The following is an 18,567-nucleotide window of genomic DNA, read 5'->3' as shown; positions in this document are numbered from 1 at the left end:
ACCAGACTTCCCGGCGCACCTGCCTCGAACCTACCATCCGTCACCAGAAGTAGTCGATCACCATTAACCCGTCATTCCCGGGACGGGGAACGGCGGGCGCGGGGCCCGCCGTCCGCCGTTTCCCACCGGGTCAGGAGGTGGAGATCTTCTCCCAGTCGGGGCGGCTGAAGTACTCCCGGGTCTCGCGGACCACGAGGCCCGACAGCAGGATCAGGCCGATGAGGTTGGGCAGGGCCATCAGGCCGTTCATGATGTCGGAGAACGTCCAGACGGTCCGCAGCTCCGCCACCGTGCCGACGAAGATCAGCGCGATGAACAGCAGCCGGTACGGCGTCACCGCCACGCGGCCGAAGAGGCGGTCCATGCAGCGTTCGCCGTAGTAGGCCCAGCCGAGCAGGGTGGAGTACGCGAACAGGACCAGGCCGATGGTGACGACGATGCCGCCCCACTGCCCGGGCAGGCCGTCGCTGAACGCCTGGATCGTGAGGGGCGCGCCGTCCTTGCCGCTGGTCCACGCGCCGGTCACGATGATCGCCAGGCCGGTCATGCTGACGACGACCAGCGTGTCGATGAACGTCTGGGTCATGGAGACCAGGGCCTGCCGCACCGGCTCGTTGGTCTTGGCGGCGGCGGCCGCGATGCCGCCGGTGCCGAGGCCCGACTCGTTGGAGAAGATGCCGCGGGCGACGCCGTACCGGATGGCCAGCAGCACGCTCGCGCCGGCGAACCCGCCGGTGGCGGCGGTGCCGGTGAACGCGTCGGTGAAGATCAGGCCGAGCGCGGCGGGCAGCTCGGCGACGTTGACCGCGATGATCCAGAGCCCGGCCAGGATGTAAAAGATGATCATCACGGGCACGAAGGCGCTGGTGAAGGTGCCGATGCTCTTGATGCCGCCGAGGATCACGATCGCCGACAGGACCGTGATGACCGCGCCGGTGGCCCACATGGGGACGCTCCACTGGTCGTGGACCGCGTCGGCGACGCTGTTGGACTGCACCATGTTGCCGATCCCGAACGCGGCGATCGCGCCGAAGACGGCGAACAGGACGCCGAGGACGGACCCGAGGCGGCCGCCCACGCCGTACGTCAGGTAGAACATCGGGCCGCCGCTCTGCTCGCCCTTGGCGTCCGGGCGGCGGAAGCGCACGCCGAGGAACGCCTCGGCGTACTTGGTCGCCATGCCGAGCAGGCCGGTGACCCACATCCAGAAGAGCGCGCCGGGGCCGCCGAGGTGGATCGCGGTCGCGACGCCGGCGATGTTGCCCACGCCGACGGTCGCGGCCAGGGCGGTGGAAAGCGCCTGATAGTGGGAGATGTCGCCCTCGCCGCCGGGCTCGCTGCGCCGTACGAGCGCCAGCCAGAGCGCGTGGAAGAGCTTGTGGAACTGGAGGCCCCTCAACATGATCGTGAGGTAGAGGCCGGTGAGCAGGAGCAGGGGGATCAGGAGGAACGGTCCCCAGACGAAGCCGGAGATCGAGTCGAGTAACGCCTGCATTCGGGCTCCTCAGCGGGACGGCGCGAACACGCGGACCACTGCGATCGTCTTCCTCCGCGGGAGGGAGCGGAAGGCCTCAGTTCTCACTTCTTCATCAACCTGTGCGGGTCCCGTGACCGCCCGTCCCCGGCCGGTGGAAGGATGCGGCGCATGCCCATGCTCACCACCATCGGCCTCGACGTCGGCGGCACCGGCGCTCGCGGCGTCCTGACCCGTTTCACGTACGGCGAGCCGCCCGCGGACCCGGCGCAGCCCGGCGGGGGCGGGGGCGAGGTGGGCCCGCCCGAGGCAGGCCCGGGCCCGCTCGGGGAGCCGCGGACGGTGGCGCGGGCGGCGCGGGACATCCCCAACCGGGTGACCGCCGGCGGCGTGGACGCGGCGCACCTGGGAGAGGTGCTCGGGGCGATCGTGACCGAACTCCTGGACGCGGCCGGGCTGACTCGCGTGGACGCGATCGGGATGGGCTCCGCGGGCGCGATCCTGCTCGGCGGCGAGATCCGGCGAGCGCTCCCCGGCGTGCTGCGGGCGTGGGCGGACGAGGTGGTGCTCGCGAGCGACGCCCTCACGTCGTACGTCGGCGCGCTCGGGCTGTCCGGCGGGGCGGTGGTCGCCGCGGGCACGGGCGCGGTCGCGGTCGGCACCGACCTGCGCGGGGCCTGGAACCGCGTGGACGGCTGGGGGCACCTCCTCGGCGACGCGGGCGGCGGCGCCTGGATCGGCCGCGCCGGGCTGGAGGCCGCCCTGCGCGCGGGCGACGGCCGGGCGGGCGGCTCGGCGCTCCTGCTCATGGCCCTCGAATCCCGGTTCGGCGGGCCGAAGGACCTGGTCGCCGCGATCTACACGCGCCCCGACCGCGCCGGGCTGCTCGCGTCCTTCGTGCCCGACGTGGTGACCGCGGCCGAGTCCGGCGACCTGGTCGCCCGCGACATCCTCACCCGAGCCGGCGCGCATCTGGCCGAGACCGCCCTCGCCGCCCTCCCGCCGGACGCCCCCCGCCGGATCTCCACCGCGGGCAACCTGATCCCCGCGATCCCGCTCCTCCGCGAGTCCTTCGCCGCCGCCGTCTCCGGCCACGCGGTCCTGCTCCCCCCGAGGTCCCCCTCGACGGAAGGCGCCGCCACCCTCGCCGCCGCGGCCCGCCTCGGCTCCCTTCCCCCGGGCATCACCCGCTCCGGCCTCTTCTTCCCCGCGGATCACGCCGCCTCCTGAGCCCCGTGCCGCCCCTCGCTCCGGGCGAAGAGGGGGCCGGTCGTCTCGGGGCGTGCGACGGGCAGGAGCCCCGGCCGGGGTGGCCGGGGCTCCCGGGGTCAGGTGTGGAGTTCCTGGATGACGCCGGCGGCGACCGTGCGGCCGCCCTCGCGGAGGGCGAAGCCGAGGTCGTGGTCGACGGCGGTGGGCTTGGCGAGCTCGATGTCCGCGACGACCGTGTCGCCGGGGAGGGCGAGGTCGGTGTCGCGGAGGGTGAGCGTGCCGGGGACGTCGGCGGTCCGCAGGTAGAGCTGGGGCCGGTAGCCCGACGTGATCGGCCGGTGCCGGCCGCCCTCCGACTCCGTGAGGAGGTAGAGGCGGGCGGTGAAGCGCCGGTGCGCCGAGAGCGTGCCCGGGGCGGCGAGGACCATGCCCCGCCGTACCTGCTCGCGCCGGATCCCCCGCAGGAGCAGGGCGGCGTTGTCGCCGGCCTGGCCGCGCTCCATGGTCTTGCCGAACGTCTCGACGCCCGTCACCACGGCGGTGAACCCCTCGCCCAGGCCCACGGCCTCGACGCGGTCGCCGACCGCGATCGTGCCGCGCTCGATCACGCCCGTCACCACCGTGCCTCGGCCGGTGACGGTGAGGGAGTTCTCCACCGGCAGCAGGAACGGGGCGTCGAGGTAGCGGACCGGGACCGGGATGTGGTCGTCCACGGCCCGGAGCAGCGACTCGATCGCCTCGGTCCACGCCGGGTCGCCCTCCAGCGCCCGCAGCCCGGACACGCGCACGATCGGGCTGTCGCCGTACCCGTGCTCGTCGAGCAGCTCCCGCAGCTCCAGCTCGACCAGGTCGGCCAGCTCGGGGTCCGCGCCGTCGGCCTTGTTGAGCGCGACGACGACGTGCTCGACCCCGACCCGGCGCGCGAGCAGCACGTGCTCCCGCGTCTGCGGCATGATCCCGTCCTGCGCGGACACGACGAGGATAGCCCCGTCGAGCTGCGCCGCCCCCGTGATCATGTTCTTCACGTAGTCGGCGTGGCCCGGCATGTCCACGTGGGCGTAGTGGCGGCTCGCCGTCTCGTACTCCACGTGCGAGATGTTGATCGTGATGCCCCGCGCGGTCTCCTCCGGCGCGCGGTCGATCCGGTCGAACGGGACGTACTTCGCCCCGCCCCGCTCGCTGAGCACCTTCGTGATCGCCGCGGTGAGCGTGGTCTTGCCGTGGTCGACGTGCCCCATCGTGCCGATGTTCAGATGCGGCTTCGTCCGCGTGTAGGCCTGCTTGGCCATGTTCCGGTCCTTCGGTGTGGTTTCCAAAGCGGTGACCCGAGCGCGAGGACAACCCCTCCCCGCCGGGTCACCAGGACGCCCGGGAAGGGGTCAGCGCTCCGCGCCGTCGAAGGAGCCGGAGAGAACCGAGGCACGCGCCATCGCGCCCGCGCTGGCGGGCGTGAGGAAGATCGCGTGCCGGAACATGCACCCCATGCTCCGGTACTCCGCTGCCATCCGCAACCGAATAAACCGCGCGCCCGCATCCGGCTCCCCGGTCCTGGTGGCCGGGCGCGTGGGGGGTGTGGACGGCGGGGCGGGAGTTCCGGTGGGATGCGGGGGGCGGGTGAGATCGCCCGAATGAGCGTTATGACGGGATTGAGTGGGTTGAGGGGAGATCTGGTGAGTCAACCGGCGAACGTGGTGCTCATCTGTGTGGATCAGTGGCGGGGGGACTGCCTGTCGGCGGAGGGGCACCCGGTGGTGCGGACGCCGCACCTGGACGCGCTGGCGGCGTCGGGGACGCGGTTCTCCCGGGCGTACTCGGCCACGCCCACCTGCGTCCCGGCCCGGGCGGCCCTGCACACGGGGCTCTCCCAGACGGGCCACGGGCGGGTCGGGTACGAGGACGGGGTGCCGTGGGAGTACCCGACCACCCTCGCGGGGAGCTTCCGGGACGCCGGATACCAGACGAAATGCGTCGGCAAGATGCACGTCTACCCGGAGCGGGCGCGGCTCGGGTTCGACGACATCGAGCTGCACGACGGATACCTGCACTTCGCGCGCCGCCGGTCGCGGGACCCCCGGGAGTACGACGACTACCTGACCTGGCTGTCCGAGCGCGGCGTGCCGTACGCCGACTACGTGGACCACGGGCTGAACTGCAACTCCTACGTCGCCCGGCCCTGGGACAAGGCGGAGTCGCTGCACCCCACCTCGTGGGCGACGAGCCGCGCGATCGACTTCCTCTACCGGCGCGACCCGACCGCGCCGTTCTTCCTGTTCCTGTCGTACCACCGGCCGCATCCGCCGTACGACCCGCCGGCCTGGGCGTTCGACCAGTACCTGGCGGCTCCGCCGGGCGAGCCGCCGATCGGCGACTGGGCGGGCGACTACGAGCCGTGGCGGGAGGACTGGCGGCACGACGCGTACGCCGCCCGCGTGGACCCGGCCACCTGGCACCGCGCGCGGGCCGGCTACTACGGCCACATGGCGCACATCGACCTCCAGGTGAACCGCTTCCTGGAGGCGCTGGCGGAGTTCGGCCACGGCGACGACACCGTGGTCGCGTTCGTCTCCGACCACGGCGAGATGCTCGGCGAGCACGGCCTCTGGCGCAAGGGCTACCCGTACGAGGGCTCGGCCCGGGTCCCGTTCCTCCTCGCGGGTCCCGGCGTCCCTTCGGGCGTGGTCAGTGACGCGGTGGTCGAACTCCGCGACGTCATGCCCACCCTGCTCGACGCCGCCGGCCTGGACGCCCCGGAGGGCATCGACGGCCGCAGCGCCCTGCCCGCCGCCCGCGACCCCGAGACCCGCCTGCGCCCCTACCTCCACGGCGAGCACGTCCTCCTCGGGCAGTCCCTGCAGTGGCTGACCGACGGCGAGGAGAAGTACGTCTGGATGTCCGGCACCGGGAAGGAACACCTCTTCGACCTCCGCACCGACCCCGGCGAGCTGCGCAACCTCGCCGCGAAGTCCCCCGACCGCGCCAGGACCTGGCGCGACCGGCTGATCGCCGAACTCGCCGGTCGCCCCGAGGGCTTCGTCCAGGACGGCGATCTCGCCCCCGGCCGCCCGGTGAACCCCGTCCTCCCGTCCCTCCGCCCCGACCCCGCCCCCACCTCCGTCCCCACCCTCGCCTGACCGTCCGCCCAGGCGTGCTGCCTGGCCGCCCCGTCTGGGGCCTCCGCCGTCCGGGCGGGGTCCCGCAGGCGGGGCTTCGCGGCGGCAGTACGCTGGCCGCGCGCCGTGGCGCCGCGTTGGCGGATGCCGCGTTCTCATGGGCGCAGGGGTGGCGCGGGGCGCCGGGAAGGGGCGGGATGACGGGGAATCACGGGCCCTGCTGCGGGCCCGGCCGGGACGCCGCGCAGCCGCCGCCCTCCCTCATCGCGCTGACGGAGATCGCGGGCCCCGGAGGAGGCGTACGGCCCGGCCCCGCCGACGACGCGCCCGTGGCTCAGGCCGTACCCGACGCGGACGCCCGGGGGGCTCAGGCCGTACCCGACGCGGACGCCCCGGCGGCTCAGGCCGTATCAGGCACGGACGCGCCGCCCGCGCCGGGCGCGGGCGACGCGGCCCGGGGCGTACGGCGGGCGGGGTGGGACCGGGTCCGGGTGGAGCTGCCCGGCGGCCGGTTCCTCATGGGGAGCGAGGACGCCGACGCCAATCCCGGCGACGGGGAGGGGCCGGTCCGGAGCGTGCGGGTCCGGGCGTTCGCGATCGACGCCTACGCCGTCACCAACGCCAGGTTCGCCGAGTTCGCGGAGGCCACCGGGTACGTCACGGACGCCGAGCGGTTCGGCTGGTCGTACGTCCTCGCCGGGTTCCTGCCCGCCGCCGCACGCCGTACGGCGTCGCGCCCGGCCGGGACCCCGTGGTGGTGCGGCGTGCCCGGGGCGTGCTGGCGCGCGCCCGAGGGGGCGGGGTCGGACCTCGCCGGGCGGTGGGACCATCCCGTGGTCCACGTGTCCTGGCGCGACGCGAACGCGTTCTGCGCCTGGGCGGGGGCGCGGCTGCCCACCGAGGAGGAGTGGGAGTACGCCGCCCGGGGCGGGCTGGAGGGCCGCCGGTATCCGTGGGGCGACGAGCTGACGCCGGCCGGGGAGCACCGGTGCAACATCTGGCAGGGGCGCTTCCCGGTGCGGGACGACGGCGAGGACGGGTACCGGGGGACCGCGCCGGTGGACGCCTACCGGCCGAACGGCTTCGGGCTGTTCAACGTGGTCGGCAACGTGTGGGAGTGGTGCGCGACCGCCTGGGACGGGGCGCGGGTGATCCGCGGCGGCTCCTACATGTGCCACGACTCCTACTGCAACCGCTACCGGGTCGCGGCCAGGAGCCGGAACACCCCGGACAGCACCGCGGGCAACATGGGATTCCGAACGGTGAGCCAGTGAGTCAGTGAGCCAGTGAGTCAGTGAGTTAGTGAGCCAGTGAGCCGGAAATTTCCGGCAAGCGATTGATTTCAGGACGTTCGCATACTCCTCGTCGGATAGTGGATCTGACACAATTGAGCGGGATTGGCGCTCCGATGTTGCGGCGCACCGACCGGGCTCCTACGGGGACTGATCGACTATGGCGGCGAATACCGGACCGATCGACGCGAAGGACGCGCAGGCCCCATCCGCCGCGGAGTGGCCGCTCTCCCTCGACCCCGACGCGATCCCCGGCTGGACCCCCACGCCCTTCCGCGAGTTCGTCGTCAAGACGCACGGCCGCTGCAACCTGGCCTGCGACTACTGCTACATGTACGAGATGGCCGACCAGAGCTGGCGCGGCCGTCCCGCCCGCATGTCCGACCGGATCGCGGACCTGGTCGCCGGGCGCATCGCCGAGCACGTGCACGCCCACCGCCTGCCGTACGCCGACCTGCTGCTCCACGGCGGCGAGCCCCTCCTCGCCGGGCCGGAGCTGATCGAGCGCCTGGTCACCCGCACCCGCGCCGCCGTCGGCCCCGCCGCGACCGTGAACGTCCACCTCCAGACCAACGCGATCGCGCTGACCCCGGACTACCTGGACCTGTTCGACCGCCTCGGCGTCCGGATCGGCGTCAGCCTCGACGGCGGAGCCGCCGCCCACGACCGCCACCGCCGCCACCGCGACGGCGCCGGCAGCCACGCCGAGGTCGCCGCCGGGCTGCGGCTGCTCACGTCCCCGCCGTACCGCCACCTGTTCGGCGGGCTGCTCTGCGTCGCGGACGTGCGCAACGACCCGGTCGAGACGTACGAGGCGCTGCTCGCCTGGGACCCGCCGCGCCTGGACTTCCTGCTGCCGCACGCGAACTGGGCCGCGCCGCCCGAGGACGGGTACGGCGACTGGCTCATCGCGATCTTCGACCGGTGGTACGGCTCCCGCCGCCGCGAGGTGAACGTCCGCCTCTTCGGGGAGATCCTCGGCCTGCTCCTCGGCGCGCGCTCCCAGACCGAGTCCGTGGGGCTGTCCCCGGTCGCCGTCGTGGTCGTGGAGACCGACGGCGCGATCGAGCAGTCCGACATGCTCAAGTCCGCCTTCCCCGGCGCCCCCTGGACCGGTCTCCACGTGGCGCGCGACCCGTTCGACGCCGCCCTGCGCCTGCCCGGCGTCGTCGCCCGCCAGATCGGCCGCGCCGCCCTCGCCGCGGAGTGCCTGGCCTGCCCGGTACGCGACGTCTGCGGCGGCGGCCTCTACGCGCACCGGTACCGCCCCGGCTCCGGCTTCGCCAACCCGAGCGCGTACTGCCGCGACCTCTTCCGCCTGATCTCCCACATCCGCGACACGCTCAAGGCCGACCTCGCCCGGCTCGGAAGGGAGCCCTCATTCCCCCCACACGCCGCATCCCCGACCACGTCTTCACCGCCCTGTCCACCGGCGCCGGCGGAGCCGAGGCCATCCGGCTCCTAGCCGACCTGGAGCTCACCCGCACCCTGCTCCTGCTGCGCGCCCTGGCCCTCCACCCCACCCCGCCCCCGCACACGCCGCCGTCCCTGGCGTACGACCTGCTGTCCGACGTCCAGTCCCACGCGCCCGCCGCCGTCGAGGCGGTCCTGCGCCATCCGTCCGTCGCCGCCTGGGCCCACCGCACCGCCACCTCCCTGACCTCCGCCCCGTCCGCCGCGCCGCACGGCCCGCCGGAGCGGGCCCACCGGTCACCCGCCGGGTACGGCGACGCCGCGCCCGCCCGGACGCCCCTCGGGCAAGGCTCCGCGATCGGCGACCCCGGCCTCCGGCCCGGCGGGAACGGCGGGACCGCCGGTGGGAACGGCGGGGCGGCGTCCGGCGGGAACGGCGGGTACGGCGGGTACGGCGGGTACGGCGGGTACGGCGGGGCGGCCCGCGACCGGGAGGCGGGTAGCGCGCGAGGTTCCGGCGCCCGCCGTTCGCCCCGGCGCGGACCGGGCCCCGCCGCGCCGCCGTACGACGGCGGACCCGGGCCGGAGTCCGCCCCGGGGGACGCGCCCGGCGGCGCGCGGACGCCCGCAGGGGCGTGGCCGTACGGCGGGGACGTGGGGCTCTCGCGGGAGGAGGCGTGGGCGCTGGGTCCCGGGATGCTGGGGGCGGTGGCGGCCGGGGCGGCGATCCGGGGGCGGGTGCGGTGCGAGGTGCGCGTGCCCGTCGTCCGGGGACGGGCGATGCTGCCCTCGGTGGGGGAGGCCGACTTCGGGGAGGCGTCACCGGGCGAGGTCCGGTGGGCGACGGCGCGCACGGCCGGCGGCGGCGCGGAGATCCACTGCGCGGGCATGCGCGTCGTGGTCCCGGCCGAGCCCGGGCGGGATGGGCCCGGGTGGCGGGCGCTGCGCACGCTGGAGGCCGCCGCCCGCCCGCGGGACGGGGGGATGGCGCTGAGCGTGGTCCTCGACGACCTGGACCCGCACCGCGTGCATGATCTGGAGGGGGCGGCCGGAAGGGTGCCGGACGAGCAGGTGCGGCGGTGGCGGGAACTGCTCACCCCGGCCTGGGAGACGCTGGTGCGGCTGCACCGGGGGACCGCCGAGGAGATCGCCGGGGCCGTGCGCGCGCTGACGCCGCTGGTCTCGACGCCGGCGCACCAGCTCAGCGCGACCGCGCCCGAGGCGTTCGGGGCGGTGGCGCTGTCGCTGCCGAGGGACTCGCTGACGCTGGCGCTCACGCTGGCGCACGAGGTGCAGCACGCCAAGCTGGCCGCGCTCGCGCACGCCGTACGGCTGACCGAGCCCGATGACGGGACCCGGTACTACGCGCCCTGGCGCGACGATCCGCGCCCGCTGCACGCGCTGCTCCAGGGGACGTACGCCCACCTGGGAGTGCTGTCCTTCTGGGGGCGGCAGCGCGGCCACGAGACCGGCGGGGCCCGGGCCCGCGCGGACACCGAGTTCGCGCGGTGGCGGCTCGCGGTCGCCGGGGCGCTGGACGCGCTGACGGGCAGCGGGCGGCTCACCCCGGCGGGCGAGCGGTTCGCCGCCGGGATGCGCGCCACGCTGCGGCGATGGATGGCCGACACCGTGCCGGTCACGGCCGCGTCGCGGGCCGACACCAGGGCGGCCCGGCACCGGCGCGCCTGGGAGAGCCGGAACCGCTAGACCCGCGGGCCGAAGTGAGATCGCCGGCTCGACGCGGACCGGCGGTCGGACTTGGATCGCCGGGTCGACGCGGATCGGCGGGCCGGACCTAGATCGGCGGCGGGTCGAAGTCGAAGTCGAGCGGCCGGCCCTCGTGCGCGACCCGGGTGTCGGGGTGGTCCGAGCCGAGGACCCGGTCGTACGCCTGGAGGGTCGGCCCGGACAGCGCCGCCGCCTCCTCGCGCAGGCCGAGCCGGTCCAGCGCGAGCGAGAGGTTCAGCGCGCAGCCCAGCGTGACCGGGTGGTCCTCGCCCAGCACCGCGCGCAGCCGGGCGTGGGTGTCCTGGCCCAGCTCACGCGCCAGCTCGTGCTCCCCGAGGGTGTAGAGGTCGGTGGCGAGGTTCGTGGCCACGGTCAGCGAGTAGTGGTTGTCGCGCCCGATGGTGGCGTCCAGCGCCGCCAGGCAGCGCATGTTCAGGTCCCGCGCCGCCTCCGCGTCGCCGCGCACCCGGTGCAGCAGGGCGGCGTTGCCCGCGCACCCGTGGTGGTAGGGGTGGTTCTCGCCGTACACCTCGGGGTAGCGCTTGATGGTGTCCGTGGCCAGCTCGAACGCGGTGTTCACGTCGCCCATCGTGCGCTGGAGGTTGCTCAGGTTGATCGCCGCCGCGAGGGTGTCGGGGTTGTTCTCGCCGAACAGCCGCTGGTACTTCTCGAACGCGTCCAGCGCCATGGTGTACGCCTCGCCGTACTGGCCGGCGCGGCGCAGCGCGATCGACTGGTCCTTGACCGTGCGCAGCGTCGCGAAGTGCTCGGCCCCGAGCTCCTGGAGCCCGTAGTCGCAGGCGTCCTCGCCGATCTCGCACGCCTCGTCGTAGCGCCCGCACAGGCGTACGGCCCGCGCCAGGCCGTTCCAGGCGATCAGCACCGAGACCTTGGCGACGCCCGAGGTGGCGCTGCTCAGCTCGTTGAACGCGAACTCGTGCAGGTCGCGGGCGGTCTCGTAGTCGCTGAGCAGGGCGTGGTCGAGCCCGAGGCTGTTGACCGTGCGCAGCGTCAGCGGGTCCTCGGCGCCGAACGCGGCGGCCTGGCGGCGGCGGCAGTCCTCGTCCAGTTCCTTCGCCCGCGCGAACTCGCCCCGCGCCCGCAGGTCGGCGCCGAGGGCGTTGAGGATCAGCAGCGTCTCGGGGTCCTCGGGGCCCAGCACCCGGGTCGCGCGGTCCAGCGCCTCCTGGTCGTGGTCGTAGGACTCGCGGTAACGGCCCAGGTCGCGCAGGACGTTGGCGAGGTGGCGGCGGGCGCTGATCACGTGGCGGTCGTCGGGGCCGGAGTCGGCGGTCCAGCGGGTGAGGAAGTCCTGCACGAAGGACAGGCAGGTCTGGCGGTCGCCGGAGCGGTGCAGGTAGCGCACCATGTTCAGGGCGAAGGTGCGCACGCGCGGGTCCCTGGACGCGGCCACCTGGCTCGGGGCGACGTGGCCGACGAGCCGGGAGTAGCGCGGCCAGTTGGACTCGTCCTCGGGGTTCTCCGACGCCACGGCGGCCAGCAGCAGGTGCGCCATGTCGCGGTGGCGCTGCCGTTCGGCCTCGTCCAGCTCGTCGCGCAGCAGGCCCTGGATCAGCCGGTGCATCTGGATCGTGCGCGTGGTGGAGTCGATGCGGGCCAGCGCGAACCGGCCCAGCGCCTTGATCGCCTTGATGCGCAGGACCGGGTTGTCGATGACCTCCTTGAGGTCGGGGTCCACCTCCGGCTTGCCCCAGCGGAAGATGTCGGTGGGGATCGGGTCGGGGCCGAAGAACGCGCAGGTGCGCAGCAGCGTCAGCGCCTGCGGCAGGTGCTCCTTGAGCTGGGTCACGGCGAGCTGCCAGGCCGCGGTCATGGACCGGGGGTACTCCAGCGGCTTGCTGACCTCGAACACCTCGGTCATCTTCTCGTTGAGGAGTTCGAGGTATTCGTCCACGGACATGCCGGTCTCGGCCTGGACGGCGCCCGCCTGCTCCAGCGCCAGCGGCAGGTCGCCGAGGCTGCCGGCCAGCCGCAGCGCGTCGGCCTCGCTCAGGTCGCGGCGGATGCGCTTGTTCAGGAACTCCACGCTCTCGCGGCGGCTGAACACGTCCACCGACACCGTGTTGACCGCCGCCGCCCACTCCTGGTTGCGCGAGGTGATGATCACGTCGCCGGGGCCGGAGAACGGGATCAGGTCGCGGATGTCGCCCGGCTGGTCGGCGTTGTCGTAGATCAGCAGCCAGCGGTCGTACGGCACGCCGCGGCGCAGCGCGTCCAGCACCGCCGACGCCGTGTCCTCGATGCCCGCCGCCTTCGCGGGCGGCAGCCCCAGCGAGGGCGCCAGGGCGGCCAGCGCGGCCGGGATCAGCGAGGGCTGGTCCGCCGAGATCCACGACACGAGCTGGTACTCGGACCGGTAGCGGTGGGCGTACTCGATCGCCACCTGCGTCTTGCCCACGCCGCCCATGCCGTGCAGCGCGTGCGGCAGCACCGCGGTCACCTTGGCCTGCATCCCGGCGCGGAGATCGCGCAGGAGGTCCTCGCGGCCGGTGAAGTTGATGTTGCGCTGCGGGACCTTGTTCCAGACGTCGGGGACACGGCCCGTCCCCTGTGGCTCCGTCACGTGTCCCTCCAGGGCGAAGTCGGGGCGACGATCCTGACCGTAATCCTAAGCGCACCCGCATTGCGGGTAAGAGCCCGTCGCGCGCATTCTCCGTCTCGTTTTACCGGGAGCGCGGGGTGAGCCGGGGCATTTCGTGACGGAGGGGTACGGCGGGCCGCCGTACAACGGGGGGAATTCGTGATTCCAGGGCACTGCCGTGCCGTACGGGGCGAAAACCAGAAGCCCGGGGGAGGGAGGGGACGAACTCATCCTCGGGTGACGAGGGGGACCTCCGGGTGCGAGGTTTTCGCGAACGGGTGGGGAGATCTTTGCCCGTCGGTGACTAGGCAACGCCGGGGGCGGTGGGCGATGCTGGTCATGACGAGTGGCGGGGCGCGACCACCACTGCCCCGGGTCCGGCGACCACGAAGAGGGTGTTCGGGTGAACGCGGGAGAGTCACGGGCCGAACCCGGCCACGACGAGGCCGGAGGCGTGCTCGACCTGTCGGGCGTGTCACTGGCGGAGATCCGGGAGTTGTCCGAGAACGACCCCTCCGCATTCGGCGCGGCGCTGCGCCGGGTGCTGTGCTCGGCCGCCGAGGGCGAGCGGCTGCTCGGGCACGATTCAAGCATATGAGGAATATTTCCGGGTACCGAGAGTTGGCGGCCGTCTACGTAAGGCGATGACATGCGACACCAGGGCGGGAGCGAAAAAGCGCCCCCGGATGTCGCATTGTCCACTTCTGTTGTGGTTCGGTTTCGTGTCCGCTCTCTCACAGCGCGGATCCGGAAAAGAGCCCGAATGGCGAGCGGACGTCTCCCGCCGCTACGGTTAGCAATCGTCGGCCGCCGGGACCACCGCGTCGTCCCCGGCGGCGTTGTCCGTATCGGCGTCCGCATGATGCCGCGACCTGGGGTGGGTTCGCTGCCATGACCGTCAGCGCGATGGCCAACGCGATCGATCGCCGTCCCTACGTCGGCGCGCGGCCCTTTCGCGACGACGAGTCGGACCGCTTCTTCGGGAGGACGGAGGAGGCCGAGGCGCTCGCCGAGCGCATGCTCGCCGCCCCGCTGCTGATCCTGCACGGTCCGTCCGGGGCCGGGCGCACCTCCCTGCTCCGCGCCGGGGCCCGCGCCCGCGTCGGAGCCCGCCGCGCCGAGATGCTCCCGGTCGGGCGGCTGGTCAGCGGGTTCACGTTTCCCACCGCCGCGCTGCCGCCGCACAACCCCTACGTCCTGGCGCTGCTGTCCTCGTGGGCGCCGCAGGAGCCGGTCGCCCGCCTCGCCGGGCTGACCCTGCCCGACTACCTGCGCCGCCGGGTGCGCCGCGTGGCCGAGGCGGGCCGGCCGTTTCCCGTGCTCGCCGCGGTGGACCAGGCCGAGCAGCTCTTCGACCGGCCGCACGGCCGCGAGAGCGACCGCGAGGACCTGCTGACCCAGCTCGCCGAGGTCGCCGCCGAGCTGCCGCAGGTGCGGCTGCTGATCTCGGTCCGCGACGAGTTCGCCGGGGAGTTCGAGCGGGTGCTCGGGCGGCGCGAGCGCTTCGCCGTACGCCCCTTCGGGCTCGCGGCGGCCCGGGAGGCCGTGGTCCGGCCGGTGGAGGGCACCGGGCGGTGGTTCGAGGACTCGGCGGCCGAGAAGCTGGTCGCCGACCTCGCCGCGCCGGGGGAGACCGTGGAGCCCGCGCTGCTCCAGATCATCTGCGCCGACCTGTGGGAGGCGCTGCCGGAGGACGTCGAGGACATCACCGCCGACGTCGTGAGCCGCCACCTCGACGTGGACCGGTCGCTGGCGTCGTTCGCCGCCGCCGCCGTCGCCGAGGTGGCCGCCGCCCACGAGATCCCGCCGGGCCGGCTGGCGGCCTGGCTGGAGAGCACGTTCGCCGGCGAGGCCGGGCGCACGGCCGACCTGCCCGCGGGCGCGCGCGCCCTGACGGGCATGCCGGTCGGCGTACGCCGTGAGCTGGAACGCCTGCACGTCCTGCGGGTCGCCGTGCGCACCGGGGCGGACGGCCCGGGCGCGGAGGGCGGGACCGCGGCGCGGGTCGGGCTGCAGCACGACCGGCTGGCGGTGGCGCTGCAGCGGGCCGGGATACGGCCGGTGTCGGAGCCGGAGCCGGACCCGGAGCAGCGCCTGGAGACGGCGGCGCTGGCGTTGTCGCGGGGCGAGCTGGCCATGGCCGAACGCCACGGGCACGAGGCGCTGCGGCTGAGCGACGACGGCGACCTGCGGTTCCGGGCCAGGGCCGAGGCGTTCCTGGGGAACCTCGCGCACGCCAGGCGGGAGCCGGGGCGGGCCGAGGAGCACTACCGGGCGTCGGCGCGGCTCTTCGAGGCGGTGCAGGACACTCCGGCGGTGGCGCGGTCGCTGACGGCGGTCGGCCGCACGCTGCTGTTCCAGGGCCGGTCGGCCGAGGCGCTGAACGGCGTGCGCTCGGCGGTGGACCGGGTGCCCGGCGACCTGTCGTTGCAGGTGGAGCTGGGGCGCACGCTCTGGCAGCTCGGCCACTTCGAGGCGGCGCGGGCGGTGCTCACGGAGGTGCTGTCCCGCGACCCGAACGCCCCCGACGCGCTGCGCGCCCGCGGCGAGCTCCTCGCCGACCTGGGCCGCGCCAGGGAGGCCCTGCGCGACCTCGACCGGGTGAGCCGCCATCCGTCCCCGGAGACGCGTGCGGCCCGGGCCCTGGCGCTGGCCGGGTCCGGCGATCACGCGGCGGCCGCCCGCGAGGCCGCCGCCGCGCTGGCGGACGCCCCGGACAGCGCGCCCGTCCTCTACTACGCCGCCCGCGCGGAGACCATCCTCGCCCAGGCCGCCGGGGACCCCACGGTCTCGGCCGTCCAGGTCGCGGGCGATCCGGTCAAGCGCGGCGCGGGACCGGACGGCCCGGATCCAGCCCGCCCGGATTCAGCCCGCCCCGAATCCGGTCCCGGGACTATGGGTGGTCCGGGGACTACGGGCGGCCCTGAAGCTTCGGGGGCTTCGGGCGGTCCGGGCGATCGCGCCGGTGGCGGTTCCGATTCCGGGGGTGGTCCCGATTTCCGGGGTGGTTCCGGAGGGACCGGCGCGACCTGGGGCCGGGCGGCCGACCTGCTACGCCGTGCCCTCGCGGCGACCGACCCGCCCCTTGCGCCGCACCAGCGCGAAGCGGCGCTGCGTCTTGTCGGCCGCTGAGAGCTCCAGCACGCCCCGCTCCTCCTCGACCACGGCGTACACCCCCTCGCGGCACCGGTCGTACGCCTCGAACCCCGCGACGTTCCTGATCTGCCCGCTGCCCTCCTGGGCCGAGGCCACGACCGCGCTCGCCACGCGGTACCCCTCGCGCGCCAGTTCCCGCGCCGCCTGCCCGGCCCGCCCCGGCAGCAGCACCGCCACCCGCGTCGCCGCGTCCCCCAGCGCCGCCGCCCCCTCCTGAACCGCGGTGAGCCGTGGGAACACGTCCTCCCACGGCCGCTTGACCGAGATGTCGACCTCCAGCCGCAGCCGCTCGGCCGCCCCCAGCAGATCCCCGAACGCCTGCTCCGCCGCCTGCCGCCGAGCCTCGGCCCGCGTCTCCGCCATCTGCCACCGCTCCCGCCGCTCCGCGGCCCTGTTGGTCAGCGCCACCGTCCCCAACGCCCCCAGGGCCCCACTGGCCCCCGTGACCACCGCCACCCAAACCGAAGCATCCGGCATACCCCCGAGTCTGCCACCACCCCCCACCCCCCACCCCTCCCAAACCCCCACCGCCCCCAACGCCCCCCGCCCCATGCCGCCCCCACGCCCCCGTGAGCCCGCGGCCCGCACCCAAGCCCCACCACGCCACCCCACCCCGTGCCGTCCGCCACGCGGTACCCCTCGCGCGCCAGTTCCCGCGCCCCCGCGCCGTCCGCTCCGCGCCGCCCCACCCCGCGCCGTTTCGCGCCGCGCCGCTGCCCTGGCCCCCGCACCCGCCGTACGCCCGCGGTGCCGCACCCCAAGCTCCACCCCGCCACCTCGCCCCGTGCCGTCCGCCATGCGGTACCCCTCGCGCGGCAGTTCCCGCGCCCCCGCGCCGTCCGCCCCGCGCCGCCCCGCGTTGCCCCGTGCCGTCCGCCACGCGGTACTCCTCGCGCGCCATTCCCGCGTCGCCCCCGCGCCGGGTCGCCTGTGCCGCCCGTGCGCCGTGTCACCCTGTGTCGCCCCGCCCCGCCCCGCCCCGCCGCGTCCCGCCCCGTCGCGCCGTCGGCGCCGCGTTGCGGCGTGGCGCCTGGGATGGCGTGCCTCCTGCCGTGTGCGGTGTGACCCTTTCGGGCGGGGTTCCCCCCTTCTTCCGTGATCTTGCAATTCCGCCCCCGCCCCCCATCTGTCGAGGCTTCGGGTGGTGTCGGCGTCGGGGCGGAATCGCAAGATCACGGGCCGGGGTTGGGGGTGGGGAGGGGGCTGGGGCTGGGGTGGGCGGCTAGTTCTCTGGGGGGAGGGGGAAGACCGCTCGCGGTGGTGATCCGGGGGGTGGGGGGCGGAGGGGAGGATTCCGGGGGTGGGGTGGTCGGGGCAGTGGCCGGGGACCGGCACTATGGCGTGGTGGAGTTAGGGGCTGATGTGTCCGCTTTGTCGGTTGTCTCCGGGGTGTCGCGGCGAGTCAAGGCGGTGCCGCCCTTGGTGCAGGACGCGTTGCTGGCGCTGGTGGTGCTGGGGGCGCAGCTCGCGCCGTTCGTGCGGGACGGCGACGAGCGCGCCGAGGTCTACGCCTGGCAGGGGTACCTCGTCGTGGCGCTGTCGGTCGTGCCGATCCTGTGGCGGCGGCGGGCCCCGCTGATCTGCCTGATCGCGTGTTCGCTGGTGCTGGCCTCCTACGACCTGTGGGGGCCGCTGCCCAGCCAGCCGATCTGGTACGCCTCGCTCGTCCTGACGTACACCATGGCCGCGCGGTCGGCGAAGTGGGTGCGGTGGGTCGGGCTGGTGGGGAACATCGTCGGCGGGCTGCTGCTCGTGGGGTCGTTCGACACCGCCATGCGGGGCGTCGTGCTCTACGTGACGGCGTACGCCATGGGGCGGGTCACCGCGATGCGACTGGAGCACGCGGCCGCGCTGGAGGACCGGGCGCTGCGGCTGGAGCGCGAGCGGGAACTGGAGGCCGAGCGGGCCGCCGCCGAGGAGCGGGCGCGGATCGCGCGGGACATGCACGACGTGCTCGCCCACGCGGTGAGCCTGATGGTGGTGCAGGCCGAGGCGGGGCCGGTGGTGGTGCGGAGCGCGCCGGACCGGGCGGAGGCCGCCTTCGACGCCATCGCCAAGGCCGGACGGGACGCGATGGCGCAGCTCCGCCGCATGCTCGGGGTGCTGAAGGAGGGCGAGGGGGCGCGCTCGCCGCAGCCCACGCTGGCCCGTCTCCCCGAACTGGCGGAGGAGGTGAGCCGCAGCGGCCTGGCGGTGGAGCTCCACCAGGAGGGGGACCCCCGCCCGGTGCCGCCCGAGGTCGAGATCGCGGCGTACCGCATCGTGCAGGAGGCGCTCACCAACGTCGTCAAGCACGCGGCGGCCACCCGCGCCGACATCCGCCTGATCTGGCAGGACGCCGACCTGCTCCTCACCGTGACCGACGACGGGCGCGGCCGGGCGGCCCGGGGCGCGGCCTGGTCCGGCGGCAACGGGCTCATCGGGATCCGCGAGCGCGCCGCCGCGACCGGGGGCTCGGCCAGCGCCGGTCCCCGCGCCGGCACGCCCGGCTTCCAGGTGTCGGTACGGCTCCCGCTCTCCGTCCCGGTGACCGCATGACCGGGACGTACGGCGGGCCCGGGACGTGCGGCGGGCCGGGGG

Annotated in this window: 14 protein-coding genes; 8 read left to right on the top strand and 6 right to left on the bottom strand. The window is 74.7% G+C overall.

Going from position 1 to position 18,567, the window contains the following annotated elements:
- Positions 1 to 130 precede the first annotated feature (130 nt).
- A complete protein-coding gene (locus tag D5H75_RS23930; RefSeq protein ID WP_119928768.1) occupies positions 131 to 1,495 on the bottom strand; it encodes an alanine/glycine:cation symporter family protein in 1,365 nt (454 codons plus the stop codon).
- A 150-nt stretch (positions 1,496 to 1,645) separates the two neighbouring features.
- Here D5H75_RS23930 and D5H75_RS23925 point away from each other — a divergent pair, with 150 nt between their 5' ends.
- Positions 1,646 to 2,704: an N-acetylglucosamine kinase gene (locus tag D5H75_RS23925; protein WP_202638450.1), complete on the top strand. Its 1,059-nt coding sequence runs from the start codon at positions 1,646 to 1,648 to the stop codon at positions 2,702 to 2,704.
- A gap of 98 nt (positions 2,705 to 2,802) precedes the next feature.
- Here D5H75_RS23925 and tuf read toward each other — a convergent pair whose 3' ends face one another.
- Both tuf and D5H75_RS44255 read right to left on the bottom strand, forming a co-directional pair.
- Positions 2,803 to 3,975 (bottom strand): elongation factor Tu, encoded by a 1,173-nt coding sequence (gene tuf / locus D5H75_RS23920; protein WP_119928766.1) that lies wholly within the window; start codon positions 3,973 to 3,975, stop codon positions 2,803 to 2,805.
- Positions 3,976 to 4,065: 90 nt separating this feature from the next.
- Positions 4,066 to 4,191, bottom strand: coding sequence for a hypothetical protein (locus D5H75_RS44255; protein WP_277949969.1), 126 nt, complete (start codon positions 4,189 to 4,191; stop codon positions 4,066 to 4,068).
- A 165-nt stretch (positions 4,192 to 4,356) separates the two neighbouring features.
- Here D5H75_RS44255 and D5H75_RS23915 point away from each other — a divergent pair, with 165 nt between their 5' ends.
- From D5H75_RS23915 to D5H75_RS43425, 3 genes are all read left to right on the top strand, one after another.
- On the top strand, positions 4,357 to 5,817 hold the full coding sequence (locus tag D5H75_RS23915) for an arylsulfatase (protein ID WP_202638449.1): 1,461 nt from the start codon (positions 4,357 to 4,359) through the stop codon (positions 5,815 to 5,817).
- A gap of 470 nt (positions 5,818 to 6,287) precedes the next feature.
- On the top strand, positions 6,288 to 7,070 hold the full coding sequence (locus D5H75_RS23910; protein WP_479688600.1) for a formylglycine-generating enzyme family protein: 783 nt from the start codon (positions 6,288 to 6,290) through the stop codon (positions 7,068 to 7,070).
- 178 nt (positions 7,071 to 7,248) lie between these two features.
- Entirely contained in the window at positions 7,249 to 8,553 is a 1,305-nt protein-coding gene (locus tag D5H75_RS43425) for an FxsB family cyclophane-forming radical SAM/SPASM peptide maturase (protein WP_119928763.1), read from the top strand.
- Here D5H75_RS43425 and D5H75_RS43420 read toward each other — a convergent pair.
- Positions 8,550 to 8,705 (bottom strand): hypothetical protein, encoded by a 156-nt coding sequence (locus D5H75_RS43420; RefSeq protein ID WP_242454470.1) that lies wholly within the window; start codon positions 8,703 to 8,705, stop codon positions 8,550 to 8,552. The two genes, D5H75_RS43425 and D5H75_RS43420, sit on opposite strands and share 4 nt — an antisense overlap.
- Positions 8,706 to 9,155: 450 nt before the next feature.
- Here D5H75_RS43420 and D5H75_RS43415 point away from each other — a divergent pair, with 450 nt between their 5' ends.
- Entirely contained in the window at positions 9,156 to 10,208 is a 1,053-nt protein-coding gene (locus D5H75_RS43415) for an aKG-HExxH-type peptide beta-hydroxylase (RefSeq protein WP_242454469.1), read from the top strand.
- 88 nt (positions 10,209 to 10,296) lie between these two features.
- Here the strand turns inward: D5H75_RS43415 and fxsT are convergent, their stop codons facing one another.
- Positions 10,297 to 12,813, bottom strand: a complete 2,517-nt coding sequence (fxsT, locus tag D5H75_RS23895) for an FxSxx-COOH system tetratricopeptide repeat protein (protein ID WP_242454468.1) — start codon at positions 12,811 to 12,813, stop codon at positions 10,297 to 10,299.
- Positions 12,814 to 13,234: 421 nt separating this feature from the next.
- On the opposite strand from fxsT, the gene D5H75_RS23890 reads away from it, so the two are divergent.
- Entirely contained in the window at positions 13,235 to 13,429 is a 195-nt protein-coding gene (locus D5H75_RS23890; RefSeq protein WP_119928761.1) for a hypothetical protein, read from the top strand.
- Positions 13,430 to 13,722: 293 nt separating this feature from the next.
- Complete coding sequence (locus tag D5H75_RS23885) at positions 13,723 to 15,963, top strand: nSTAND1 domain-containing NTPase (RefSeq protein ID WP_119928760.1); 2,241 nt, start codon at positions 13,723 to 13,725, stop codon at positions 15,961 to 15,963.
- On the opposite strand, the gene D5H75_RS41885 is transcribed toward D5H75_RS23885, so the two are convergent.
- Entirely contained in the window at positions 15,883 to 16,464 is a 582-nt protein-coding gene (locus D5H75_RS41885) for a hypothetical protein (RefSeq protein ID WP_202638448.1), read from the bottom strand. The genes D5H75_RS23885 and D5H75_RS41885 overlap by 81 nt on opposite strands.
- 945 nt (positions 16,465 to 17,409) lie before the next feature.
- Between D5H75_RS41885 and D5H75_RS23870 the strand changes: the two genes are divergently transcribed.
- Complete coding sequence (locus D5H75_RS23870) at positions 17,410 to 18,525, top strand: sensor histidine kinase (protein ID WP_242454492.1); 1,116 nt, start codon at positions 17,410 to 17,412, stop codon at positions 18,523 to 18,525.
- The last annotated feature ends 42 nt before the right edge of the window (positions 18,526 to 18,567 follow it).

The organism is Bailinhaonella thermotolerans, from assembly GCF_003594875.1.
Lineage (GTDB): Bacteria > Actinomycetota > Actinomycetes > Streptosporangiales > Streptosporangiaceae > Bailinhaonella > Bailinhaonella thermotolerans.
Note: the sequence above shows the minus strand (reverse complement) of the source record. Positions and strands in the feature narration are given on the sequence as shown.